Origin of the sequence: Nonomuraea sp. NPDC047529 (genome assembly GCF_040642995.1) — a bacterium.
In the GTDB taxonomy this organism is placed as follows: domain Bacteria; phylum Actinomycetota; class Actinomycetes; order Streptosporangiales; family Streptosporangiaceae; genus Nonomuraea.
Map to the genome: position 1 here is coordinate 17,369 of NZ_JBEYTJ010000049.1, position 23,824 is coordinate 41,192.

Annotated in this window: 23 protein-coding genes; 9 read left to right on the plus strand and 14 right to left on the minus strand. The window is 71.1% G+C overall.

Features of this window, described 5'->3' with window-relative positions:
• Positions 1-7: 7 nt before the first annotated feature.
• The 4 genes from ABZ815_RS45565 to ABZ815_RS45580 all read right to left on the minus strand — a co-directional run bounded on the left by ABZ815_RS45565 (position 8) and on the right by ABZ815_RS45580 (position 4,080).
• A complete protein-coding gene (locus tag ABZ815_RS45565; protein WP_357708043.1) occupies positions 8-1,600 on the minus strand; it encodes a beta-N-acetylhexosaminidase in 1,593 nt (530 codons plus the stop codon).
• Entirely contained in the window at positions 1,597-2,442 is an 846-nt protein-coding gene (locus ABZ815_RS45570; protein WP_357708044.1) for an N-acetylmuramoyl-L-alanine amidase, read from the minus strand. The genes ABZ815_RS45565 and ABZ815_RS45570 overlap by 4 nt, the downstream gene beginning before the upstream one ends.
• 131 nt (positions 2,443-2,573) lie before the next feature.
• The gene (locus ABZ815_RS45575; protein ID WP_357708046.1) at positions 2,574-2,822 is read right to left on the minus strand and encodes a hypothetical protein; all 249 of its coding nucleotides are present in this window, start codon (positions 2,820-2,822) and stop codon (positions 2,574-2,576) included.
• Positions 2,823-3,030: 208 nt separating this feature from the next.
• Positions 3,031-4,080 (minus strand): LacI family DNA-binding transcriptional regulator, encoded by a 1,050-nt coding sequence (locus ABZ815_RS45580; protein WP_357708048.1) that lies wholly within the window; start codon positions 4,078-4,080, stop codon positions 3,031-3,033.
• 224 nt (positions 4,081-4,304) lie between these two features.
• Between ABZ815_RS45580 and ABZ815_RS45585 the strand changes: the two genes are divergently transcribed.
• Positions 4,305-4,892, plus strand: coding sequence for a TetR/AcrR family transcriptional regulator (locus ABZ815_RS45585; RefSeq protein ID WP_357708049.1), 588 nt, complete (start codon positions 4,305-4,307; stop codon positions 4,890-4,892).
• A 121-nt stretch (positions 4,893-5,013) separates the two neighbouring features.
• Here the strand turns inward: ABZ815_RS45585 and bldC are convergent, their stop codons facing one another.
• Positions 5,014-5,217, minus strand: a complete 204-nt coding sequence (bldC, locus tag ABZ815_RS45590) for a developmental transcriptional regulator BldC (protein WP_013133571.1) — start codon at positions 5,215-5,217, stop codon at positions 5,014-5,016.
• Positions 5,218-5,539: 322 nt separating this feature from the next.
• The gene (locus tag ABZ815_RS45595) at positions 5,540-6,403 is read right to left on the minus strand and encodes a hypothetical protein (protein ID WP_357708050.1); all 864 of its coding nucleotides are present in this window, start codon (positions 6,401-6,403) and stop codon (positions 5,540-5,542) included.
• 106 nt (positions 6,404-6,509) lie between these two features.
• On the opposite strand from ABZ815_RS45595, the gene ABZ815_RS45600 reads away from it, so the two are divergent.
• The 3 genes from ABZ815_RS45600 to ABZ815_RS45610 all read left to right on the plus strand — a co-directional run bounded on the left by ABZ815_RS45600 (position 6,510) and on the right by ABZ815_RS45610 (position 8,884).
• Complete coding sequence (locus ABZ815_RS45600) at positions 6,510-7,589, plus strand: Glu/Leu/Phe/Val dehydrogenase dimerization domain-containing protein (protein ID WP_357708051.1); 1,080 nt, start codon at positions 6,510-6,512, stop codon at positions 7,587-7,589.
• Between the two features lie 151 nt (positions 7,590-7,740).
• Complete coding sequence (locus tag ABZ815_RS45605; RefSeq protein WP_357708052.1) at positions 7,741-7,968, plus strand: DUF3073 domain-containing protein; 228 nt, start codon at positions 7,741-7,743, stop codon at positions 7,966-7,968.
• Between the two features lie 370 nt (positions 7,969-8,338).
• A complete protein-coding gene (locus ABZ815_RS45610) occupies positions 8,339-8,884 on the plus strand; it encodes a CGNR zinc finger domain-containing protein (protein WP_357708053.1) in 546 nt (181 codons plus the stop codon).
• Between the two features lie 47 nt (positions 8,885-8,931).
• On the opposite strand, the gene purM is transcribed toward ABZ815_RS45610, so the two are convergent.
• The 4 genes from purM to ABZ815_RS45630 form a co-directional block, all read right to left on the minus strand.
• Positions 8,932-9,957 (minus strand): phosphoribosylformylglycinamidine cyclo-ligase, encoded by a 1,026-nt coding sequence (purM, locus tag ABZ815_RS45615; protein WP_357708054.1) that lies wholly within the window; start codon positions 9,955-9,957, stop codon positions 8,932-8,934.
• Positions 9,954-11,390, minus strand: coding sequence for an amidophosphoribosyltransferase (gene purF, locus ABZ815_RS45620; RefSeq protein WP_357708055.1), 1,437 nt, complete (start codon positions 11,388-11,390; stop codon positions 9,954-9,956). Before purF ends, purM begins: the two co-directional genes overlap by 4 nt.
• Positions 11,391-11,441: 51 nt before the next feature.
• Positions 11,442-12,188, minus strand: a complete 747-nt coding sequence (locus ABZ815_RS45625) for an SDR family NAD(P)-dependent oxidoreductase (RefSeq protein WP_357708056.1) — start codon at positions 12,186-12,188, stop codon at positions 11,442-11,444.
• A gap of 92 nt (positions 12,189-12,280) precedes the next feature.
• On the minus strand, positions 12,281-12,688 hold the full coding sequence (locus ABZ815_RS45630) for a MarR family transcriptional regulator (protein ID WP_357708057.1): 408 nt from the start codon (positions 12,686-12,688) through the stop codon (positions 12,281-12,283).
• Positions 12,689-12,830: 142 nt separating this feature from the next.
• Between ABZ815_RS45630 and ABZ815_RS45635 the strand changes: the two genes are divergently transcribed.
• Complete coding sequence (locus ABZ815_RS45635) at positions 12,831-14,270, plus strand: hypothetical protein (protein ID WP_357708059.1); 1,440 nt, start codon at positions 12,831-12,833, stop codon at positions 14,268-14,270.
• On the opposite strand, the gene ABZ815_RS45640 is transcribed toward ABZ815_RS45635, so the two are convergent.
• Positions 14,267-14,689 (minus strand): sterol carrier family protein, encoded by a 423-nt coding sequence (locus tag ABZ815_RS45640; protein WP_357708102.1) that lies wholly within the window; start codon positions 14,687-14,689, stop codon positions 14,267-14,269. The two genes, ABZ815_RS45635 and ABZ815_RS45640, sit on opposite strands and share 4 nt — an antisense overlap.
• A gap of 129 nt (positions 14,690-14,818) precedes the next feature.
• Here ABZ815_RS45640 and ABZ815_RS45645 point away from each other — a divergent pair, with 129 nt between their 5' ends.
• Positions 14,819-16,897 (plus strand): PhoX family phosphatase, encoded by a 2,079-nt coding sequence (locus tag ABZ815_RS45645; RefSeq protein WP_357708060.1) that lies wholly within the window; start codon positions 14,819-14,821, stop codon positions 16,895-16,897.
• Between the two features lie 34 nt (positions 16,898-16,931).
• On the plus strand, positions 16,932-18,812 hold the full coding sequence (locus ABZ815_RS45650) for an ABC transporter ATP-binding protein (protein ID WP_357708061.1): 1,881 nt from the start codon (positions 16,932-16,934) through the stop codon (positions 18,810-18,812).
• Here the strand turns inward: ABZ815_RS45650 and ABZ815_RS45655 are convergent.
• Positions 18,773-20,194, minus strand: coding sequence for an MFS transporter (locus ABZ815_RS45655; RefSeq protein WP_357708062.1), 1,422 nt, complete (start codon positions 20,192-20,194; stop codon positions 18,773-18,775). The two genes, ABZ815_RS45650 and ABZ815_RS45655, sit on opposite strands and share 40 nt — an antisense overlap.
• 72 nt (positions 20,195-20,266) lie before the next feature.
• Between ABZ815_RS45655 and ABZ815_RS45660 the strand changes: the two genes are divergently transcribed.
• Both ABZ815_RS45660 and ABZ815_RS45665 read left to right on the plus strand, forming a co-directional pair.
• Positions 20,267-20,920 (plus strand): TetR family transcriptional regulator, encoded by a 654-nt coding sequence (locus ABZ815_RS45660; protein ID WP_357708103.1) that lies wholly within the window; start codon positions 20,267-20,269, stop codon positions 20,918-20,920.
• A gap of 10 nt (positions 20,921-20,930) precedes the next feature.
• Positions 20,931-21,677, plus strand: coding sequence for a methylenetetrahydrofolate reductase (locus ABZ815_RS45665; RefSeq protein ID WP_357708063.1), 747 nt, complete (start codon positions 20,931-20,933; stop codon positions 21,675-21,677).
• Here the strand turns inward: ABZ815_RS45665 and ABZ815_RS45670 are convergent.
• Complete coding sequence (locus tag ABZ815_RS45670) at positions 21,638-23,107, minus strand: MFS transporter (protein ID WP_357708064.1); 1,470 nt, start codon at positions 23,105-23,107, stop codon at positions 21,638-21,640. The two genes, ABZ815_RS45665 and ABZ815_RS45670, sit on opposite strands and share 40 nt — an antisense overlap.
• 45 nt (positions 23,108-23,152) lie before the next feature.
• Entirely contained in the window at positions 23,153-23,815 is a 663-nt protein-coding gene (locus ABZ815_RS45675; RefSeq protein WP_357708066.1) for a Crp/Fnr family transcriptional regulator, read from the minus strand.
• Between the last annotated feature and the right edge of the window lie 9 nt (positions 23,816-23,824).

Genomic DNA, 23,824 nt, shown 5'->3' on the forward strand with positions numbered 1-23,824 from the left:
CCGCCGGTCAGACGCTCGGCCTGGTCGACTCCGCGTCGTGCGTCATGGCGTCGATGCGCTCCATCACCTCGCTCACCCGCACGCCGCTCGGCCGGTGCGGACGCCGCCGCTGCCACGGGTGCGGGCCCGCCGTCGGCCGGTACTCCACGCCGATCGCGTCGAGCCGCCCGAGGTGCTCCTCCAGCCGCCCGGTGAACCCGTCGCCGGCCGAGCCGGCCCAGGCCACCTCCGCCAGCGCGCACGACCGCGGCCAGAGCCGGTAGTCGACGGTCCTCGGGTCGGGCACCCGCTCGGTCCAGAGCTGGGCCTGCACGCCCATGACCCGCGCCCGCTCCTCGTCCGTCCAGTCGGCGGGGGCCGGGGCGAACGCGGCCACGTCGGCCACCGTGGTGGCGTCGCCGATGGCCATCGGCTCGTCGGCCGAGGCCGCCTCGGCGTAGTCGAAGTAGAGCGGGAACACCGGAGTGGCGACCACGTCGTGACCCGCCGCGGCGGCGCGCCGCCCGACGCCCATGCCGCGCCACGGCATGACCACGGTGTCCTGGCGCAGCCCGCCGCTGACGAACGCCTCGTCCCACACCACCGCGCGCGAGCCGCGCTCGGCGAGGGCGTCGGCCAGCGCGCGCAGGAACCACGACTGAAGGTCGATCACCGTGGACAGGCCCAGCGAGTCGCGGTAGGCCGTGATCTCCGCCGACTGCGCCCAGTGGTCGAGGACGACCTCGTCCCCGCCGATGTGGAAGAAGGGCACCTCGCCCAACGCGCCGATGACCTCGTCGAAGATCGTGGTCAGGAACTCGACGGTCGGCGGCAGCGGCGACAGGATCGCCGGCGAGATGCCCCACCGGTCGAGCACGTCGTAGCGCTCGCCGGTGGCGCCGAGCGACGGGTAGGCGGCCAGGATCGCCGAGGCGTGCCCCGGCACGTCGATCTCGGGCACCACCGTGACGAACCTGGACCGCGCGTACGCGCCGATCTCGGCCAGATCGTCCAGCGAGTAGTAGCCGCCGTGCGGGACGTCGTCGTACGCCTCCGGCTCCCGGTAGTAGTTGCTGGCCGTGCGCGGCCGGTGCGAGGAGACCTCGTGCAGCAGCGGGTACGCCCTGCTCTCCACCCGCCAGCCCTGGTCGTCGACCAGGTGGAGGTGCAACCGGTTCAGCTTGTGCACGGCCATCAGGTCGATCAGCCGGAGCACCTCCCGCTTGGGGGAGAAATGCCGGGCCACGTCGAGGTGCAGCCCCCGCCAGGCGAACCGCGGCGCGTCCTCGACCCGCACCCCGGGCACGGGCCACGACGCGCCCGCGGCGAACCGGTAGGAGGCGTCCGGCAGCAACTGGTGCAACGTCTGCGCGGCGTAGAACGCGCCCGCCGCCCCGCCCGCGACGATCTCGACCCCGCGCGACCCGGTGGTCAGCCGGTAGGCCTCCTCGCCGAGCGCGGGATCCTGACGTACCTCGATGTCGCCCGAGTCTCCCGGACGGAGGTCGAGGAGGGGGAGCGCGCGACGTACCGCGTCCGCGAAGGGACCGGCGACGGTCGCGCCCGAGGTCAGTTCGAAGGATCCGGAAAGATCACTGAGCAGCTCTGGGCGAGGAATCATGCTTCGAGATAGTGCTGCATCCCGTTCGCGAGTGCCAAGGCGATCCGCTGCCTGAACTTCGGATCCTGGAACTTGGCCGCGTCGCCCGCGTTGCGCATGTTGCCGCACTCGACGAAGATCTTCGGCACCGTCGAGAGGTTGAGTCCGCCGAGGTCGTTGCGGAAGCTGAGCGCCTTGCTGCCGACGTAGGTGGAGTACGGCAGGCCCGTGCCCCTGGCGAAGGCGTCGCGCACGTCCACCCCCAGCCTGGTGGAGGGCGCCACGACCTTGTCCACCGGCCCGTTGATCTTCTTCGGGATGATCACGTGGAACCCATGGCCCGCGGCGGCGGCGCCGTCGGCGTGCACCGAGATCGCGGCGTCGGCCTTGGCCTTGTTGCCGATCGCGGCCCGCTGGGTGATGCACGGCCCGACGCTGTCGTTGTCGGACCTGGTCAGCTTGACGGTCGCGCCGCGGCCCCTGAGGATCTTGGCCATGCGGTTGGAGACGTCCCAGGCGAAGGCGGCCTCGGTGTAGTGGTTGTTGGTCTCGGTGCCGGTCGTGTCGCAGGGCTTCCACTGCGTCAGCACGTTGACCTTGCGGTTGATGGCCTTCGGGTCGCGGAAGTTGCCGCCGTTGTGCCCCGGGTCGATGACGACGACCTTGCCGTTGAGCGGCTTGGCGTCGGGTGGTGCCTGCTGCGCGGGCGTCCCCTGGGTGGGCCCGTCCTGGGCGGGTGGCTGGGCCGGCGCCTCGGCGGAGGAGGCGGCCTGACCTGCCGCGACGCCACCGGGCTCGGTGCCGCCGCACGCGGAGGCGATCAGGCCGCAGACGGCGAGGACGGTGGCTGGTAGAGCACGCATGAGCTCCAACTTACGTGAAGCCCCGCGTTCAGGCCCGTATCAACAGGAATCCTGCGAGTCGGCCTGCCGCCCCACCGAAGCGTCCGGTCGGGACCGCTGGGGCGGTCCGCCTGGCGGTTTCGCCGTCCGCTTCACCACACGTGCTCGCCGACCTCCTGCCGTTCGAGCAGGGCGGCCAGCTCCCGCGCGTCCTCGGCGTCGAGGCCGAGGACGACGCGGGGGCGGCCCCACGGATGGTCGAGGGAGTGCGCCACGTAGCTGGCGACGGACTCGGCGCCGACGTCGGCGCCCCGCCCCCTGCCGGCGCGCCAGTGCCCCCAGGCGCGTTCGAGCTCGGCCGCCGCGCGCTGGGCGCAGGACACCAGTTCTGGATCACGCATGACTGTCCCCCGGATCAGATCGTGACCGAACCAGATTCGGCCACAATTAGCATGACCCTGACGAGTAAACCGCCGTGCGGCGACGCTGCCGTACGGCTTGACCCAGGCTTTGGGCGGCCTTGCTGACGAGAGACCTGCGCATGGGCCTGCCGTGCCATTGCGGCGCCCGGCGAAGGCCCGCAACGGCAGCGCAACCGGCAGATATCCCTCAGGCAGGTCCCGTGCTGCGGCGCACGATCAGCTCGGGTTGGATCTCGCGCAGCCGGGCGCCCTTGGCCGGCTCGCCTATCCTGTCGCTCAGCAGCGCGGCCGCCGACCTGCCCATGGCGCGGCGCGGCTGGTCGACCGAGGTGAGCGAGATGTGCCGCGAGGCCGACAGGTGGGTGTTGTCGTAGCCGATGACGGACAGGTCGTCCGGCACCCGCAGCCCCAGCTCGGCCGCGGCGGCCAGCACCCCGAGCGCCACCACGTCGTTGGCCGCGAACACGGCCGTCGGCCGCGGGTCGCGGGTCAGCAGGGCGATCGCCGCCTCCCGGCCGCCCTCCTCGGTCGCGTCCGCCGCCTCGACCATGATGTACGGCGCCAGCGAATGCCTGCGCATCGCCACGAGGTAGCCCTCGCAGCGCGAGGACCGGGGGCCCTCGATGTGCGCGATCCGCTTGTGCCCGAGGTTCACCAGGTGGTCGATGGCCAGACGGGCGCCGAGCTGGTCGTCGTCGACCACGATGTCGACGCCGTCGAGCTCGATGTCACGTTCCCCTACGACGACGGTCGGGGTGTAGGCGGTGGCCTCGATCAGCGTCTCGCTGGTCGGTGCGATGCCTAAGAGCACCAGCCCGTCGACCCGGAGCTCCAGGAAGGCCTCCACGGCCTCGTCCTCGAACGCCGGGTCCCACTGGCTGTTCCCGATCAGCATGCGCAGCCCGTCGCCGTGCAGGCTCTCCTGCAGGCCGTCGAGGAACTCGGCGTAGAACGGGTTGTGCAGGTCGGCGACGAGCGCCCCGACCAGATGGGTACGTCCTTCCACCAGGCTGCGCGCGACCGCGTTCGGCCGGTAGCCGAGCTCGCGCGCCGCCTGGAGCACTGCCTGCCGCCGATGCTCACTCACGTGCGGGGATCCGCGCAGCACGAGTGAGACCAGCGACTTCGAGACGCCGGCTCGCTCGGCGACGTTGCGGATGGTGGGTCGTGGCCGAGGCAATGGCTCTACCTCGCGGAGCTCGGCGATGGTTGAAGTGTTGACGGGCGGTCCTGACATGTGTCTCCCCCGCGATGCGGATATGGGCACCTGTCTCACCAAACGATCGAGTAAGCCGCAGGGTACGGCTTCGGGTTAGGGAAGCCTGATATTGACCCATTCGCCACACGTCCGCTATTGGGCACGTCGTCGGATACTGTGCAGGTGTGACACCCGGGAAGTCGGCCGAGACGGCACGGCCCGCACGCCGAAGGCTGAGTGTGGACCGCCGTCGCGAAGAGCTCATGGCGGCTGCGCTGGAGCTGTTCAGCACCCGTGACGCGGAGGCCGTCTCGATCGACGACGTCGCCTCGGCGGCAGGCGCCTCACGAGCGCTCGTCTACCACTACTTCGGCGGCAAGCAGGAGCTCTACGTGGCCGCGCTGAGGAGCGCGGCGGAGCAGCTGGAGTCGCGGCTGCGCCCGGCCGAGGGCGGCAGACCGCTCGACGAGCTGGCCGCGGGCCTCGGGCGTTACTTCGACTTCGTCGAGGAGCACGCCGCCGGCTTCGCCGCGCTGCTGCGCGGTGGGCCCGCCAACCGGGCGGGCGAAGTGGGGGAGATCGTCGACGGCGTGCGCCGGAGGCTGTTCCGCCTCATCCAGAAGCAGATGCGCGTCGAGGAGCCGAGCCCGGTGCTGCGCACCACGCTGCGCTCGTGGATCGCCTCCGTGGAGACGGCCGGTCTCGACTGGCTGGAGCATCGCGACGTCGAGCGGCCGATCCTGGAGAAGATGCTCGTCGATCACATGGTGGCCCTGCTGGGCGTCGCCGCCGCCTACGACGGCGGGGTCGGCGAGCTGCTCGACGTGCTGACCGGCGAGCAACTGGCGTAGCGGGGGAAGAGTGGCGCCGGGCGGGCGACGCCAACTTCCCCGTGCGACGTCACGTCGGTGGACCGGGCATGCGTACCTGGTCCACCCTCAACCCCCCTGAGGTTCGTGACGACCCTTGCGACTACTCGGAACGCTGCTGCGGAATGCCCGCCAGCAGTGCGCGAACCTCGGTCTCCCGGTAACGCCGATGACCACCGAGGGTGCGAATCGACGTCAACTTGCCCGCCTTGGCCCACCGCGTAACGGTCTTGGGGTCGACCCTGAACATGGTCGCGACCTCAGCGGGCGTGAGCAGCGGCTCGGCCTCGGGTGTACGAGCTGACATTTGTGCGGCCTCTCCTCCGTGTGGACCGGCTTAGCGATCCTGTGACTGCCTTTGCGCGTGTCACGGATGTCCCCCTATGGCGCAGAGCGTGCGGCTTTTCTGAGCCATATGCGGCATCACCCGATGTGACCATACCGCCACGCAGAGCGATTGGCGAGCCCTTCTTTGACCCAACTGCCCGCCCCCATGGCGATGTCACGCTCGGTGATTCTAGCGACACGGTTCGTGGTATCGCAGTGAAAACGGCAAACTACTCAGTTCGCAGAAGAGAGCAGCCGCGAGACGTGACCTACTCATGCAGGTCAGACGGTTGTTTTGGGGCTCAGTTGGCTGATTCCAGCTGTTGCATTGACTTCCACCGAAGGATGACGCGCTGGTACATGGCATAGGCAAGTTCTTCTTGACCCGTGTCCAGACCGGTCAAAGCGGCCGAAAGCTCAGCAACCGACTGGTCGGCCTGAAGCGCGTCGTCGTTCATCAGACGGACCAGACCGCCGTAGTCGAGCTCGACCAGCGAGTGCGGGTGGAACTCCTCCAGCCAGCGCGCGATGTCCTCCACGTCGAGGTTGGACGACGTGTCGCCGAGGTGCCGGCGCATCACGTTGAGGGCGCGGGCGGCCCGCCTCCTGGCCTGTGCCATGGAGGTGACGTAGATGAGGTTACGGCCCGTAGCGGTCGTCACGTCCTGTCCCGGGGTGGAGGAGCCGAGCACCAGCCAGCGCTCGTTCCCATCAAACGGTACGAACCACGAGGGCGGCACATGCCACGCCGTGGTGCGAATGTGCGTACGCAAGGCGGAAGAACCGGCCCGGCGCTTGAACCGGTCGAAGTCGTCGGCCGTCTGCTCGGCGATGGCCTTGGGCACGAGCCGGTCCATCAGCTTCACAGGAGTGGCGCCACGAAGCCGTGAGAAGGCCAGCCAGGACCGCAACCGGGTCTGCCAGGGACACACGTACAAACGGTCCTCAACGCGCCGCAGATAGGCATTGGGGCTCTCCTGGGCGGGAACGGGCTCAGGGGGCATGCCGAGCAGGCGCATGACCGACTCGCCGTGCTCCGCGTTGAGCGCGTTCGCCCGGCGCGGACGGTCACGTGAGTCGGCGTAGTCGGCCCACAGCTTGCGCTCGGACTCGGCGAACGCGGTCAGTGGCTCATAGACGCGGAGGTAGGCGGCATAGGGCAGCACGGAGGCATCGTGTCACGAAGAGCACCTGCGTGCACCGTTGAGGCTTACTAGTCTGAGAGTGATCCCCGCCGCGAAGGTGCGGCGGGCCGGACAGGGAGTCACTACCGTGACCGACGTCTTCGGCACGTCCCACAAGGACGTCCACGAGCAGGTCGTCTTCTGCGCAGACGAGCAGAGCGGCCTGCGTGCCATCATCGCCGTCCACAACACGGCCCTCGGCCCCGCGCTCGGGGGCACCAGGTTCTATCCGTACGAGAGCGAGCAGGCGGCCCTGGCCGACGTGCTCAACCTGGCCAGGGGCATGTCCTACAAGAACGCCTTGGCCGGTCTCGACCTCGGTGGCGGCAAGGCCGTCATCATCGGCGACCCGGCCAGGCAGAAGAGCGAGGCGCTGCTGCGCGCCTACGGCAGATTCGTCGAGTCGCTCGGCGGGCGCTACATCACCGCCTGCGACGTCGGCACCTTCAGCGAGGACATGGACATCGTCGCCCGGGAGTCCCGCCACGTCACCGGCCGCACCCTGGCCCACGGCGGCGCCGGCGACTCCTCCGTCCTCACCTCGTTCGGCGTCTTCCAGGGCATGCGCGCCTCGGCCGAACGGGTCTTCGGCACGCCGTCGCTGCACGGCAGGCGGGTCGGCGTCGAAGGGGTCGGGAAGGTGGGCCACCGCCTGGTCGAGCTCCTGCGCGAGGACGGGGCCGAGGTCGTGATCTGCGACGTCGACCCGCGGGCCGTCGAGCGGGTGCGCCAGCGGTACCCCGAGGTCGAGGTGGTCGCCGACGCCCAGGCGCTGACGACGTCCGACATCGACGTCTTCGCGCCCTGCGCGCTGGGCGGCGCGCTCGACGACGCCACGGTGGCCGGACTGCGGGCGAGGATCGTCTGCGGCGCGGCCAACAACCAGCTCGCCCACCCCGGGGTCGAGAAGCAGCTGGCCGACCGCGGGATCCTGTACGCGCCCGACTACGTGGTCAACTCCGGCGGCGTCATCCAGGTCGCCGACGAGATCGAGGGCTTCAGCATGGATCGTGCCAGGGCGAAGGCGACCCAGATCTACGACACGACCCTGAAGATCTTCGGGATCGCGGCGGACGAGGGCGTTCCTCCGGCTGTGGCAGCGGATAGGCTAGCCGAGCGCAGAATGTCGGAAGTCGGGCGTATTAGGGCCATTTGGCTGGGCCACTGACGCCCCACGCCCATACGACGTACCGAGCTGGGCACAAAACAGGTACGGTAATAGGCGAACGATAGGCTGACGTCCAAAGTCAGGCGGCGTCAGTGTGTGGTGCGTTAGCGACGAGGGGTCGGGGACGATCCCACACGAGGGGGTCGAGCCAATGGGGCGCGGCCGAGCAAAGGCCAAGCAGGTCAAGGTTGCTCGCCAGCTGAAGTACAACAGCGGTGGCACGGATCTTGACCGACTTCGCGACGAACTCGGGGTCGGCGACTCCAGCAATGACGACGCCGACGACCTCAACGATGAGCTGGCGGATCGCTATGCCGATTACGCCGATGACTACGGCTCCGGGGACGACGAGGACGACCGTCCTTCCGGTCGCCGATAGCCGTTCTTCAGAGTGACGTGGCCGAGGGTCCGGCGTGCTGCCGGATCCTCGTTCATGATCGTCGGGCCTCACGGGCGACCGTGAGGCTTTCGTCACGCTTGCGTGTGGTCGAGAGGGTCCGCGATCTTGGCGATCCTCTCTTCCGGCGCTGAGTGGTTTCTGGCGCTGAGCACCCGGTGTCGAGCGTGTCCGGCGGGTCCCGCGGGTAGGCGTGCGTGCCCGGCTCCCGGGAGAAGGCGTCGTCCCGCTTGATCGGCGTGGGTGGCCGGTGGTGGCGCAGTCATGCCCGCCGGTCGGCATGGAGTCTGAGTGTCGGGTTCTCCCAACGCATTTCTAACGCGTCATGGGGCTGGATATACCATTAGGAACCATGGAGTTCCTGATCGGTGAGCCGCTCGCGCTGGACCTGGTGAACACCCGTACCCAGGACTTCGACGTTCTCGACACGCCCGAGGGGTTCGCGAACTGGATCGATCGTCAGGCGGGCCGGCTCGCGGCGGTCGAGGGGCCGTTCGCGGCGGAGGAGCTGGGGGCGGTCCGGGAACTGCGGGCACACGTGGAGGCGGCGGTCGACGCCGTACGCCGGGGTGAGGGGCCGTCCGGCGAGGCGGTCGGGGCGATCAACGACGCGATGCGCGCCGCGCCCGCGTACGGGCATCTGGACGTGACGGACGCCGGGCCGGCCAAGGGCACGCGCAGGGACGGCGACCGGCTCGCCCGCCTGCTCGCGCAGCTCGCCGAGGCCGCGGCCGACCTGCTCACCGATCCGGCGGCGAGCCGGATCCGGGCCTGCGAGGGCCCCCGGTGCCGCATGATCTTCCTGCCCGCCCACCCCCGGCGCCGCTGGTGCTCACCCGAGCTGTGCGGCAACCGGGTGCGCGTCGCCCGCCACTACCAGCGCCACAAGCCGGCCTGACCGGGAACCGGACTTGGGGACCGAACCAGGTCCGGCCCCCAAGAGGGTCAGCGGTAGCGGGCCTGGCCCGAGCCCTGGACGATCTCGCCCAGCACCCACGCGTCGAGCCCACGCTCGCCGAGCAGGCGGATCGCCTCGTCGACCGAGCCGGGGGGCACGACGGCCGCCATGCCCACGCCGAGGTTGAATGTGCGGTCCATGTCCTTCTGGGCGATCCGCCCGTGCCCGGCCAGCACGCCGAAGATCGCGGGCGGGGTCCAGGACGAGCGGTCGAGCAGCGCGTCGAGGTGGCCGGGAAGCGACCGCGACAGGTTGGCCTCCAGGCCGCCGCCCGTGATGTGGGAGAAGGCGTGCACCTCGGACCTGCGGGCCAGGTCGAGGCAGTCGAGCGAGTAGACGCGGGTGGGCTCCAGCAGCTCCTCGCCCAGCGGGCGGCCCAGCTCGGGCAGCACCGCGTCGAGCGAGAGCGACGTCTCGCGCAGCACGTGCCGTACCAGCGAGTAGCCGTTGGAGTGGATGCCGGAGGAGGCGAGCCCGAGGACCACGTCGCCCTCGCGGACCCGGTCGGGGCCCAGCATGGCGTCGGCCTCGACCACGCCGGTGCCGGCTCCGGCCAGGTCGTACTCGTCGGGGCCCATGGCGCCGGGGTGTTCGGCGGTCTCGCCGCCGACCAGCGCCGCGCCGGCCAGACGGCAACCCTCGGCCACGCCGCCGACGATCTCGGCGACGCGCTCGGGCACGACCTTGCCGACGGCGATGTAGTCGGTCATGAACAGCGGCTCGGCCCCGCAGACCACCAGGTCGTCGAGGACCATGCCGACCAGGTCGATGCCGATCGTGTCGTGCTTGCCGTAGCGCTGGGCGATCATGACCTTCGTGCCCACGCCGTCGGTGGAGGAGGCCAGCAGCGGACGCCGGTAACGCAGCAGCGCCGAGGCGTCGAAGAGTCCGGCGAAGCCGCTGGCGTCGTCGACCACCTCCGGCCGGCGGGCCCGCGCCACCTTGTCCTTCATCAGGGTGACGGCGCGCTCGCCCGCCTCGATGTCGACGCCGGCGGCCTCGTATGTGCTCACGCTTTGCTCTCCAACACGAACTTGCCCACGTTGTCCTGGTCGATCGGGATCGGGTACGAGCCGTCGAAGCAGGCCCGGCAGAGCCGCTCGGCGGGGATGGTGGTGGCCTTGGTCAGGCCCTCCAGGGAGATGTACCCCAGCGAGTCGGCGCCCAGCGAGGCCCGGATCTCCTCGACCGACAGCGAACCGGCGATCAGCTCGGCCCTGGTCGCGAAGTCGATGCCGTAGAAGCAGGGCCAGCTCACGGGCGGCGAGGAGATGCGGACGTGCACCTCGCGCGCCCCCGCCTCGCGCAGCATCTTCACGATGGCGCGCTGGGTGTTGCCGCGCACGATCGAGTCGTCGACGACCACCAGGCGCTTGCCCTCGACGACCTCGCGCAGCGGGTTGAGCTTGAGCCGGATGCCGAGCTGGCGGATGGTCTGCGAGGGCTGGATGAACGTGCGGCCCACGTAGGAGTTCTTCACCAGGCCCTGGCCGTAGGGGATGCCGCTCTCCTCGGCGTAGCCGACGGCGGCGGGGGTGCCGGACTCGGGCGTGGGGATGACCAGGTCGGCCTCGACCGGGTGCTCGCGGGCCAGCACGCGGCCGACCTCGACCCGGGTGACCTGCACGCCGCGGCCCGCGATCGTGGTGTCGGGGCGGGCGAGGTAGACGTACTCGAACAGGCAGCCCTTGGGGTCGGGCAGGGCGAAGCGGCGCGACCTGACGCCGTCCTCGTCGATGGTGAGCAGCTCGCCCGGCTCGATCTCGCGGACGAACGTGGCGCCCACGATGTCGAGGGCCGCCGTCTCCGAGGCCACCACCCAGCCGCGCTCCAGGCGGCCCAGGACCAGCGGGCGGATGCCCTGCGGGTCGCGGGCCGCGTAGAGGGTCTTCTCGTCCATGAACACGAGCGAGTACGCGCCCTTGACCTGCGGCAGCAGCTCGGCCGCCGAGTCCTCGATGGAACGCGTGCGGTCCTGCGCGAGCAGCGAGGTCAGGACCTCGGTGTCGGTGGTCGCCCTCGTGGAGCCGGGAGCCAGGCGCTCGGCCAGCTCCGGCGTGTTGATCAGGTTGCCGTTGTGCGCGAGCGCGAGCCCGCCGACCTCGGTGGAGCTGAGGGTCGGCTGGGCGTTCTCCCACACGCTGGAACCGGTGGTGGAGTAACGGCAGTGACCGATGGCCAGGTGGCCGCGGAGGGTGCCGAGCACCGACTCGTCGAAGACCTGGGCCACCAGGCCCATGTCCTTGTAGACGAGGATGCGGCTGCCTTCACTGACCGCGATGCCCGCGGACTCCTGGCCGCGGTGCTGCAACGCGTACAGCCCGTAGTAGGTGAGTTTGGAAACTTCCTCGCCTGGTGCCCATACGCCGAAGACGCCACAGGCGTCTTTGGGAGCGCGGTCGTGGGGGTCCAGGTCATGGCCGAGCCGGCCGTCGCCCTTCAGCACATGCCTCAGTTTAGGTTGCGGGCTTCCGTGCTCGCACACCCGGGTGCTCCATCAGCCGGCGTGGGACGATCTGCCGGCGTTGGAACCGTCGCGGACGAACTCTCCGGTGACGTTGCGGTTGGCCGCCGATCCGAGGAAGTGGATCAGTGCCGCCATGTCGTCGGCGGTCGAGAGCCTGCGGCTCGGCGTACGGGCGGCGATGCGGTCGAGGGCCTCCTGGGTGACCGGGCGTTCGGCCTCGGTGATCGTGAGCCCGGCCACGGCCACGTTGACCAGGATGCCGTCGCCGCCGGCCTCCCAGGCCAGGGCTCGGGCCATGCCGTGCAGGGCCATCTTGGCGGTGCCGTACGGGCCCGGGCCCGGCCGGCCCTCCTCGGCGGCGCCCGAGGAGACGAAGACGATCCGGCCGAAGCCGCTCCTTCTCATCCCGGGCAGTACGGCCTGGACCAGCAGGGCGTTGCCGACGACGTTCGCGTGCAGGGCGGCCGTCCATTCGGCGGCGGGGACATCCTCGAAGTCCATGCTGTTGGGCATGATCGTGCCCCAGCGGACGGCGTTGAGCACGAGGGCGTCCACCGGGCCCGCCTGGGCGGCGGCGGGCGCGATGGTGGCGTGGTCCTCCAGGTCCAGGTGGACGGCCGTCGCCTCGCCGCCCACCTCCTCGATGCGCTTGACGACCTCGGCGGCGCGGTCCGGGCCGGTGTTGTAGGTGATGGTGACCCGCGCGCCGGCCCTGGCGTAGGCGAGCGCGGTGGCGGCGCCGATGCCGGAGGAGCCGCCGGTGATGAACGCGTGCATAGGGATGCCTCTTTCTGATTAGCCGACTAATTAGCCAGCTAAGTCGCTTTTGATCCCTTCCGGCAAGGGGGTTTCGCTCTTGGTGAAGCGGGCTATTGGGGGATCGCGCGTACGAGGCGGGCCAGGAGGTGGCGTTCGGCGTCGTTCAGGCCCTGCTGGAGTTCCTCGTCGGTCCTGGCCCAGATCTCCTCGACCGGCTCGCGCAGCGCCTTGCCCGCCTCCGTCAGGTGGACGCGGCCCACCCGGGGGCGGTCGGGGTCGGGGGAGCGGTAGACGAGGCCCACGCGTTCGAGGCGCTGGAGGGTCTTGGTGACGGTCGGCGGCTCCACGCCCAGACGGGCGATCAGCTCGCTCTGGGTGAGGCCGTCCTGCCGCCACAGCTGGTTGAGCAGGAGCTCCTGGCCCACGTGCAGGCCCAGTGGCGCCAGGGCGGCGGCCATCCGGTTGCGATGGGTCTTCATGACCATGATCAGGGCGTACGTCAGGGTCTCGTCCAGCATGCACTCATCTTGCCCGCCGCCTGCCGCTTTGGCGCATGGTGACCCAAGGATGGCACCCGTCTTACCGTGTCGTGCGCTTTAGCCGATGCCCTCCGCGAAAGGGTGAAGTATCCGGCATGCAGACCCGTCGGGAGACGCAGACGTGACCACACCTGGGGACCCCAACGAGCCCCGCGAGGGGCAGGACCCGCAGCACCGCGAAGGCCGCCCCCAAGAGGGCCGGCCCGAACACGCTCCGCCGCAGCACACACCCGAATGGTGGCGAGAGGGGACGGCCGAGGAGGCGGAGACCGCCGCCGACCCCGACCACGTCCCTGGATACGAGCCGGCGCCTGGACAGGCGGGCGATCCTCGGGGCGGGCCCCCCGGCGAAGGAGCCGGCCACGGAGCCGGCCCCGGAGAGGGGAGCCGGCCCGGCGGCGGGCGGCATGAGGGCGAAGGGGCCGGGGAACAGGCCGGTGGCGGCCGGTGGGCGGACGAGTGGCCGTTCGAGGACGAACGGCAGGGCGAGCAGCGACAGGGCGAGCAGCGACAGGGTGGGGAACGGCAGGGCGAGGAGCCGCAGGGCGAGGAGCCGATCGCGCCCGCGCCGCCCGTGGTGCCGCCGCCCGACGTGCCGCCGACGCACGAGCCCAGGCCCACGGGACAGCCCCACCATCCCGACCTGCCCACCTCGCCCGAGACGCCGGCGCCGGCCGTCGGCGACACGGGGGAGGCGCGTTGGGGCAGGGGGGACGCGGAGGAGACGCAGGTCTATCCGATGCCCGGCGCGACCCCGGCCTACCCGGGCTGGGGCACGCAGCCCGACGAGGAACCGGGCCGGCCCGCGCCGTCCCGCTACGAGTACGGCGACGTGCCCACCTTCGAACCCCCGCCCGCCGGCACCCACGCGGCCGGAGGCCCCGAGGAGCCGCCCCCCGCCCCGGGCGGCACCCCCTCCGAGACGACCACCCCCTTGCGCAGTCAGCCCGGCAAGGAAGGCGGCCCGCCGGAGGCCCCCGGCACGCCGGGAACGCCGGGAACGCCGAGCACGCCAGGCGCAGGAGGCGGGGCGGGGCCAGGGGCGCCGTACGGGGGAGAGGGCGCCTACGGGGGGCCCAGCGCCTCGGGGGTCCCGGACGAGGGCCCAGCGGGCTCGTACGAAGGCGGACGGGACACGTCCGTCCCCGGGACCACCCCCTCCAGCCCCTACGGCGGCCCGCCCGGCTACGGCCCGCCCCCGGGAAGCCCTCCGTACGGCCAGTACGGCCCCTACGGCACCCAGCCGCCCTCGCCACCGGGCAGCGGCCTCGCCACCGCCTCGCTGGTGCTGGGCGTGGCGAGCCCGTTCCTGGTGTTCGTCTGCTTCACCGGCGTGCTCACCGCGATCCTGTCGATCGTCTTCGGCTGCGTGGCGCTCGCCAAGCGGGTGGGCAGGGGCCGGGCCATCGCCGGGATCGTGATCAGCGTGCTCTCGCTGGTGTTGTTCGCGATCGTCGCGATCTGGTTCTGGAAGGTGGTCCAGGAATGCGGCGACCTTCCCGGCCAGCTCGCCGACCAGTGCTTCGAGAGCAAGTTCCCCTGGATGGGCAGGGGACGCTAGAGCGGCAGGTGGGCTGACAGGTCGGCGCGGGAACCGCTCGCCGCGACCGAGCCCCTGGCCATGGCCTCGTCCCAGGTCAGTCGGCCGAGCGCCAGCTCCAGCCAGGTACGGGCGTCGGTCTCCACCACGTTCGGCGGCGTGCCGCGGGTGTGGCGGGGGCCCGGGATGGCCTGGACGGCGGCGTAAGGCGGCACGCGCACCTCGACCGTGCGGCCGGGAGCCGCGGCGGCCAGCTTCTCCAGCAGGTGGCGCACCGCCTGCCTGGCCGCGTCGCGCTCGGGGACGAGCCCGCGGTCGTAGGCGGTGAGCACCGCCGCGACCAGGGCGTCGGGCAGGGCCGACGCGGGGCCGTCGTAGGGCGGCTGGTCGAGGGCGACGAGCTGGCCGTCGAGGGCCGCGCGCAACTTCTCCAGGTCCATCTTGCGTGGTGGCACGGGTCCATTGTCTCGCGGGAAGCGTTCACCGGGACGGAGGTCGTCGTTCACCTCGGGTTTCGTCGGCGACCGTAACGTCCCCGCCGTACAACTGCGCACATATCTGGAGGACCTGTGGCGAACCCTGAGGCGGGGCGGCTGCTGCCGCTGCTTTCCACCCCGCACAAAGGTGGCCGATCCGCTCTGACCTGTCAGTTCCGTTGCGGGAACGCGTGCGCGCACGACGTGGCCAACACGACGGGCAACGTCTACTTCGGCGACGTGGTGAAGGAGGCGCTGTCGCGCCGCGGCATGCTGCGCGCGGGCGCGCTCGGCGCGCTGGTGGCGGGCGTCGGCGTGGCGGGCGCGGTTCCGGCGTTCGCCGACGAGCCGGGGGCCGAGGCCGAGACCGCGGCCGCGCCTGCCGCCGAGAGCCTGCGCGGCCGTGGCGGGATCGCCTTCACCTCCGTGCCGCCGAACAAGGACGACGCGCTGCGCATCCCCGACGGCTACAACTCCTCCGTGGTCGTGCGCTGGGGCGACCCGGTGCTGCCCGGCGCGCCGGCCTTCGACTTCGACAACCAGACGGCCGACGCCCAGAACAAGCAGTTCGGCTACAACTGTGACTACGTGACGTTCTTCCCCATGGGCAACAACCGCGGCCTGCTGTGGGTGAACCACGAGTACACCGACGAGAACCTGATGTTCCGCGGCTACACGGGCGGCGCGGCCGCGACCGAGGAGCAGATCAGGATCGCGCTGGCCGCGCACGGCGGTTCGGTCGTGGAGATCGAGCGGGCGCACGGCACCGGCGAGTGGAAGCTCACCACCAAGGGCCGCCGCCGCTACAACCGGCGCGTCACGGCGCAGACGCCGATGCGCTTCTCCGGCCCCGCCGCCGGTTCCGACCTGCTCAGGACGGCCGCCGACCCCAAGGGCCTGGCGCCGGTCGGCATGCTGAACAACTGCTCGGGCGGTTCCACCCCCTGGGGCACGGTCCTGACCGCCGAGGAGAACTTCGACCAGTACTTCGTCAACGGCGACAAGGTGCCCGAGGCGCAGCGGCCGTACATCTCGCGTTACACGATCACCACGGGCACCCCGGCGAGCAATCGCCGGTTCGACCGGATCGAGGAGCGCTTCGACCTGGCCAAGCACCCGAACGAGGCCAACAGGTTCGGGTGGATCGTGGAGATCGACCCGTTCGACCCCGACTCCACGCCGATCAAGCGCACCGCGCTCGGCCGGTTCAAGCACGAGGCCGCCAACACCACCCTGGCCAGGGACGGCCGCCTGGTCGTCTACATGGGTGACGACTCGCGCTTCGAGTACATCTACAAGTTCGTCTCGAAGAACCGGTACATCCCCGGCTTCGACCGGCACAACCGCGCCCTGCTGGACGAGGGCACCCTGTACGTCGCCAAGTTCACCGGCGACAGCCCGGCCGCCGAGATCGACGGGTCCGGCAAGCCGCCCTCCGACGGGCTGTTCGACGGCTCGGGCCAGTGGATCCCGCTGGTGTCGGGCGACAGGTCGTACGTGGACGGCATGACCGCCGCCGAGGTGCTGATCTACACGCGTACGGCGGCCGACAAGGTCGGGGCGACCAAGATGGACCGTCCCGAGGACATGGAGCGCAACCCGGTCACCGGCGGCGTCTACGTGGCCCTGACCAACAACTCCAACCGCACCGCCGCCCAGGTGGACGAGGCCAACCCGCGCGCGTCCAACAAGCACGGCCACATCCTGGAGATCGCCGAGCGGCGCGATGACGCCGGCGAGACCACCTTCGCCTGGTCGCTCCCGCTGATCTGCGGCGACCCGAACGACCCCGCGACCTACTTCGCCGGCTTCGACAAGACCAGGGTCTCGCCGATCTCGTGCCCGGACAACGTGACGTTCGACGCCGACGGCAACCTGTGGATCTCCACCGACGGCAACCAGCTCGGCAGCAACGACGGCCTGTTCGTCATGCCGGTACGCGGCTCCGACCGCGGCCACCTGCGCCAGTTCCTCACGGTCCCGCTGGGCGCGGAGACCTGTGGGCCGCTGGTCACCGCGGACCAGAAGAGCGTGTTCGTGGCCGTGCAGCACCCGGGCGAGCTGGACGGCGCGACCCCGGACAACCCGGCCAGCCGCTGGCCCGACGGTGACCAGCCGCGCCCGTCGGTCGCGGTGGTCTGGCACGGCAGGGGCAAGAAGATCGGCAGTTGACCTCAAGTTAACTTGAGGAAATAGTCTCCATGCCATGAGCATGGAAGTGACCGCCTGGCATCAGCTTTACTCGATGAACAACCGTCCGGAGCGTCGCCCGCTGAACAGGGCGACGCTCCGGCGTATCGGCGGGTTCGCCCGCCCTCACCGCCGCAGGATCGTGCTGTTCCTCGTGCTCAGCGTGGTGCTGGCGGGGTTGGCCGTGGTGTCGCCGCTGCTCGCCGGGCGGGTGGTCGATGCGATCTTCAACGCCGAGCCGCTCGACGTGGTCGTGGTGGTCGCGGTGCTGATAGCGGGCCTGGCGCTCGCCGAGGCCGGCCTCGGCCTGCTGAACCGCTGGCAGTCGGCCACCATCGGCGAGGGCCTGATCCTCGACCTGCGCACGGCCGTCTTCGACCACGTGCAGCGGATGCCGGTCGCGTTCTTCATGCGGACCCGTACCGGGGCGCTGGTGAGCCGGTTGAACAACGACGTGATCGGGGCGCAGCGGGCCTTCACCGACACCTTGTCCAGCGTGGCGGGCAACGTGGTGCAGCTCGTGCTGACCCTCAGCGTGATGATCGGCATCTCGTGGCAGATCACCCTGCTCGCGCTGCTGCTCCTGCCGGTGTTCGTGCTGCCCGCGCGGCGGATGGGCGTCAGGATCGCGCGGCTGCGGCGCGAGGCCGCCGACCACAACGCGGCCATGGGCACCCAGATGACCGAGCGGTTCTCCGCGCCGGGCGCGACGCTGGTGAAGCTGTTCGGCCGGCCGGCGCGCGAGTCGGCCGAGTTCGCCGCGCGGGCGCGGCGGGTGCGCGACATCGGCGTGCGCTCGGCCATGAACCAGTCGGTGTTCGTCACGGCCCTGACCCTGGTCTCGGCGCTCGCGCTGGCCCTCGTCTACGGCCTCGGCGGCTTCTACGCCCTGCGCGACCAGCTCGAACCCGGCGCGGTCGTGTCGCTGGCCCTCCTGCTGACCCGCCTGTACGCGCCCCTGACCGCCCTGGCCAGCGCCCGCGTGGACGTGATGAGCGCCCTGGTCAGCTTCGAGCGCGTCTTCGAGGTGCTCGACCTCAAGCCGCTCATCCAGGAACGTCCGGAGGCCCGCGAGGTCCCCGACGGCCCGGTCTCCGTCGAGTTCGACGACGTGCGCTTCGCCTACCCCGCGGCCGACAAGGTGTCGCTGGCCTCGCTGGAGGAGGTCGCCACGCTGGACTCGCGGGGCGGCGAGGAGGTGCTGCACGGGATCTCGTTCACGGCCCTGCCGGGCCAGATGGTGGCGCTGGTGGGCTCGTCGGGGGCCGGCAAGTCCACGATCGCCCAGCTCCTGCCCAGGCTGTACGACGTCGACTCAGGCGCCGTCCGCCTCGGCGGCGTGGACGTACGGGACCTGACCTTCGACGCCGTCCGCGACACCCTCGGCATGGTCACCCAGGACGGCCACCTCTTCCACGAGACGATCAGGGAGAACCTGCTGCTGGCCAGGCCCACGGCGAGCGAGGAGGAGATCTGGGACGCCCTCACCAGGGCCCGCCTGCGGACGCTGATCGAGTCGCTGCCCGACGGGCTCGACACCGTGGTCGGCGAGCGCGGCTACCGCCTGTCCGGCGGCGAGCGCCAGCGGCTCACGATCGCCCGGCTCCTGCTGGCCAGGCCGCGCGTGGTGATCCTGGACGAGGCCACCGCGGCCCTCGACTCCACCTCCGAGGCGGCCGTGCAGGCGGCCCTGGGGGAGGCGCTGGCGGGCCGGACCGCCGTGGTGATCGCCCACCGGCTGTCCACCGTGCGGGCGGCCGACCAGATCCTGGTGATCGAGGACGGCCGCATAGCCGAGCGCGGCACGCACGCCGAGCTGCTGGCCATGGGCGGCCGCTACGAGGAGCTGTACCGCACTCAGTTCGACGAGCCGACGGTGGCGGAGGCGGTGGCCTGAGGACCGTCCGCCTCCGACGGGCGGCGGGACGGGCGCAGGGCGTACAGGCTGAGCGGGATGGCCGCCAGCACGATCACCGCCGCGATGACCAGCGTGAACTGGTAGGCGTCCAGGAAGGCGGCCAGCGGCGGCCGGTCGCTGCCGCTCTGGCTGGAGCTGAGGATCGCGCCCAGCACGGTGATGCCGAGCAGGCCGAACACCTCGCGTGAGACGTTCAGCACGCCCGAGGCCACGCCGGTCCGCTCCTTGGGCAGGCCGCCGAGGATCGCCGAGGTGAGCGGCACCAGCATGCCGCCGCCGAGGCCGTAGAGCAGGAACCAGGGCGCGACGTCGGCGTAGTCGCCGTCGGCGCCGACGCCGGAGATCAGGTAGATCGCCGCGCCCATGAGCGCCATGCCGAGCGCCACCGTCGGGCCGGTGCCGAGCCGCGCGGAGATCCGCTGCGACAGGATCGCGACGACCGCCATGACCAGGGCCATCGGCACGAACGCCAGGCCGGCCTGGGTGGGGGAGAAGCCGAGCACGTTCTGCAGCCACAGGGCGCTGAAGAAGTAGATGCCGAACACGCCGAACGACCAGATGCCCATGGTCAGCGCGCCGCCGCTGAACACGCGGGCGCGGAAGAGCGACAGGTCGATCATCGGGCGCTCGGCCCGCGCCTCGACCAGCGCGAACGCCACGGCCGCCGCCGCCGCGAGACCGAACGCGGCCAGGATCTCGGCCGACGTCCATCCGGCGCGGTCGCCCTCGATGAGCGCGTAGGTGAGGGAGACCAGCGCGAGCGCCGAGGTGGCCAGGCCGGGCAGGTCGAGCCGGTGCCGCAGGCGGGTGAACGCGGGCCGGACCGCCCACAGCCCCAGGCCGAAGGTGGCGACGCCGATCGGCACGTTGATCAGGTAGATCCAGCCCCAGTGCAGGTTCTCGCTGATGAAACCGCCGGCCGCCGGGCCGAGCGCCATGGACAGCGCCCCGGACGCGCTCCAGATGCCCACGGCCCTGCCGCGCTCGCCGGGGTCGGGGAAGATCTGGCTGATCAAGGTGAGCGACGTGGGCGTGAGCAGCGCCGCCCCCACGCCCTGGACGGCCCGTGCCGCGATCAGCATGCCGCCGGAGGTGGCGAGCCCGGCGCCCAGCGAGGCCACGGTGAAGACGGCGAGCCCGGCCAGGAACACCCTGCGGGCGCCGAACAGGTCCGCGAGCCGGCCGCCGACCAGCATGAGCCCGGCGAAGACCAGGATGTACGAGCTCACGATCCACTCCAGACCGGAGATCGTCAGCCCGAGCTCCCGCTGGATCGTCGGCAACGCGACATTTCCCACGTTGTTGTCGAGATAGGTCATGAAGGTGCCCAACGTCACGGCACCCAGCGCCCACCATCGCATGGAACAACCTCCTATACGCCGTACTTGTACGTCGTACAGTTCAACTTGTACAGCGTATAGTTGTCAACCGTGATGGGAAAACTGACCGCGCAGGCCATCGCCGAGCGAGCGCTGGAGATCGGCGACACCGAGGGGCTCGACGCCGTGACGATCCGGCGGCTGGCGACCGACCTGGGCGTGACGCCGATGGCCCTGTACTGGCACTACAAGAACAAGGACCAGCTCCTGTTCGGCATGGCCGACCACCTGATCGGCGGGTTCGTGCCCGCGCCGGCCGACGAGCGGCCCTGGCAGCAGCAGCTCCGCGACCTGACCCAGGGGCTCATCAGGACCCTGCGCGCCCATCCCTGCGCCAAGAACGTCATCGAGCAGATCGACCCGATCTCCGTCCCGAACTTCCTGGTCGTCTGGGACAAGGCCCTGGGCCTGGCCCGTACGGCGGGGTTCGGCGTCGAGGAGAGCTGCCTGATCACCAAGTACCTGCTGCAGAGCGCGCTGTCGATCGCCGACGCGCCCGTGCACTTCAAGGCCGGCCGGACCGGCGAGGAGATCGCGGAGGCCGTCCGGGTCAAGCGGGCCGGCCTCCAGTCGCTGTCGCCGGAGAAGTACCCGTACCTGGTCGAGATGGCCTCACCGCTGGTGGCGGGGGCCGACCCGGACTTCTACGACTCCTTCGGCGTCGATCTCGTGCTGCGCGGCATCGAGGCGCTGGCCGCCGGACGTTAAAGTCGGGATCATGCCCTTCGAGCTGGTCTGCGAGATCGAACCTCCCACCAAGCCCGACCTGAAGCGCGTACGCCACCAGATCGGCACGCTCAGCCAGGTCGCCCATTCCTTCCTCATCCCCGACAACCACATCGGCCGGGCCACCGTGTCGAGCGTGGCCGTGGCCCACGAGGTCGAGGCGATGGGCGGGCGCAGCATCGCCTGCCTGAACTCCCGCGACCGCAACCTGCTCGGCTTCCACCGCGACCTGCTGACGGCCGCGGCGTACGGCGTCGACCAGTTCCTGTTCGTCCACGGCGACAAGCCCGCCGGCGGCAGCCGTACCGGCGACCTGACGGTCCGCTCGATGATCGAGGAGGCCAGGGGCTTCTCGGCGGCCGTCCGCGTCGGCGCGGCGGCCGGGTTGCGCCCGCTGCCCGACTGGAAGCGCGCGGCCGACTTCCTGTTCTCACAGGTCAGCTTCTCGGTCGAGGCGCAGGTGCGCTGGCGCGAGGCCAATCCGATCGACGTGCCGGTCTACGCCGGCGTCATGGTGCTGGCCAGCGAGCGCCACGCCCGTACGCTGGCCGCCGCCATCCCCGACATCGCCCTGCCCGCCGAGCTGGTCGAACGGGTGGCCGCCGACCGCATGGCGGGCGTCGAGGCGGCCTGCGAGCAGGTGCTCGCGCTGCGCGAGTCCGGCGCGTTCGACGGCGTGCACCTCATCCCGGTCTCCCGCTACCGCGACGTGGAGTCCAGGCTCGCCGGAGCCCTCTGAGACCTGGCGAGCGCGGCCAGCAGCGCGCCGGCCAGCGCCACGGCGAACAGCACCGCGTACGCGCGCTGGAAGCCGTCCATGAGCTGCCCGACGGCCACCGGGGAGAGCGTGGACAGCGTGCCCGCGTACACCTGGGCGCGCAGCGCCGGGCCGACGGAGCTGGTCACGACGCTGAGCGACAGGCCGACGCTGATCACGATGCCGACGTTCATGATCATGACGCGGAAGCCGTTGACCACGCCCAGGCTGCCGGTGGGCAGGGCGGCCATGACCTGGGTGGTGTTGCCGGTCAGGAACGTCCCGCTGCCGCACCCTGCCACGAACAGGGCGAGCCCGGTCACCCAGTACGGCGTCGCCGGGTCGGCCGTGAGCATCAGCGTGCCGAGCCCGAGCGCGCTCATCGCCGCGCCGCCGATCGACAGCCCGTACGGCGAGACCCGGGGCCCGAGCAGGCCCGCGATCGGCGAGGCCAGCCCGATGCCCACCGGCACCGGCAGCACGCTCAGCCCGGCCGAGAACGCGTCGAGCCCGCGCGCCGCCTGGAAGTAGAGCGCGACCACCAGGATCAGCGCCGAACGGGCGAGCGCGTTGCAGAAGGAGGCCAGGTTCGCATAGGCCAGCAGCCGGCCGCCGAACAGCCGCAGGTCCAGCACCGGGTTCGCCGAACGCCGCTCGGCCAGCACGATCAGCGGCAGCAGCAGCACGAACAGCGCCGCCCCGGTCAGGACGACCGGGCTGGTCAGGCCACCCGACCCGGCCTCGTTGACCGCCAGCAGCACCGCCGACAGCGCGGCGAACACCAGCACGTTGCCGAGCGCGTCCACCGGCTGCTTCGGCCTCCGGGGCATCTTGCGTAAGATCACCGCACCCCAGCCGAGCGCGACCAGCCCGGCGGGCACGTTCACCCAGAAGATCCACTGCCAGCCCGCGGTCTCGGCGATCAGGCCGCCGAGCGTCGGACCGGCGAGCTGGGCCACCGACAGCGTGCCGATGTAGACGCCCATGCCCTGGCTGAGCCGTTCGGGCGGGAACGCGTCGGTGATGATCACCGTGCCGTTGGCCAGGATCATCGCCGAGCCGATCGCCTGCACCACGCGCATGCCGACCAGGAACCAGACGTCCGGTGACAGTCCGGCCAGCAGCGAGGCCGCGGTGAACAGGGCGAACCCCGCCAGATACACCTCGCGCCTGCCGAGCAGGTCGGCGACCCGGCCGAAGAACACCAGGCTCGCGGTGTTGACCAGCAGGAACGCCAGCAGGATCCATCCCGACTGCGTCGCGTCGGCGTGGAAGTGCCGCACCACGGTCGGCAGCGCGACGTTGAGCGTGCTGCCCGCGATGCCGATGAGGACGAGGCCCAGGCTGGTGACCGAGCAGACGCGCCACGCGTAACGCATGGAGGTGCCGGTTTCGGGGGTGACCGCGACCATGCCTCCCACTATGACGTACGTCGTACGTCCGTTTTGTGGCAGGGGTTATCTGGCTCGCCTGCGTAACCCCTCGACGTCGTGGATGACCACCCGCCGCCTGCCCGTCTCGATGAGCCCGCGGTCGCGCAGGCTGCGCAGCGCCTTGCTGACCGCCTCGCGGGAGGAGCCGGTCCAGCCGGCCAGCTCGTCCTGGCTGAGCGGAAGGGCCACGCGCACGCCGGCGGTGGTCGGCTCGCCGTACCGGTCGGCCAGTTCGAGCAGCCGGGTCGCCACCCGGCCGGTGGTGTCGAACGCGCCGTACTCGACGCGCTTGCGGTCCGCGTCGCGCAGCCGGCCGACGACGAGCTGCAGGAGCAGGACGGCGATGCGGCCGTGCGCGGCCAGGAAGCCGCTGAAGTCGCCGATCACGATGCCCTGGACGGGCTCCAGCGCGGTGACGGTGGCCGAGCGCGGCGAGCCGTCCACGGCCGACATGTCGCCCAGCAGCGCCCCGGGGCCGCGTACCGCCAGGACCACCTCGGTGCCGCTGCTCGTGTGCGAGGACACCTTGACCCGGCCCCGCGTCAGCACGACCACCCAGTCGGCCGAGTCGCCCTCGCCGATCACCGTCGTGCCGCGATCCCACTGCCGCGGGCGCCCGGCGGCTCGCAGGGTGTCGATCTCCTCGGCGGTGAGCATGGAAAGAAATTCGCCGGGCTCTGGAGTCATGCGCCGATT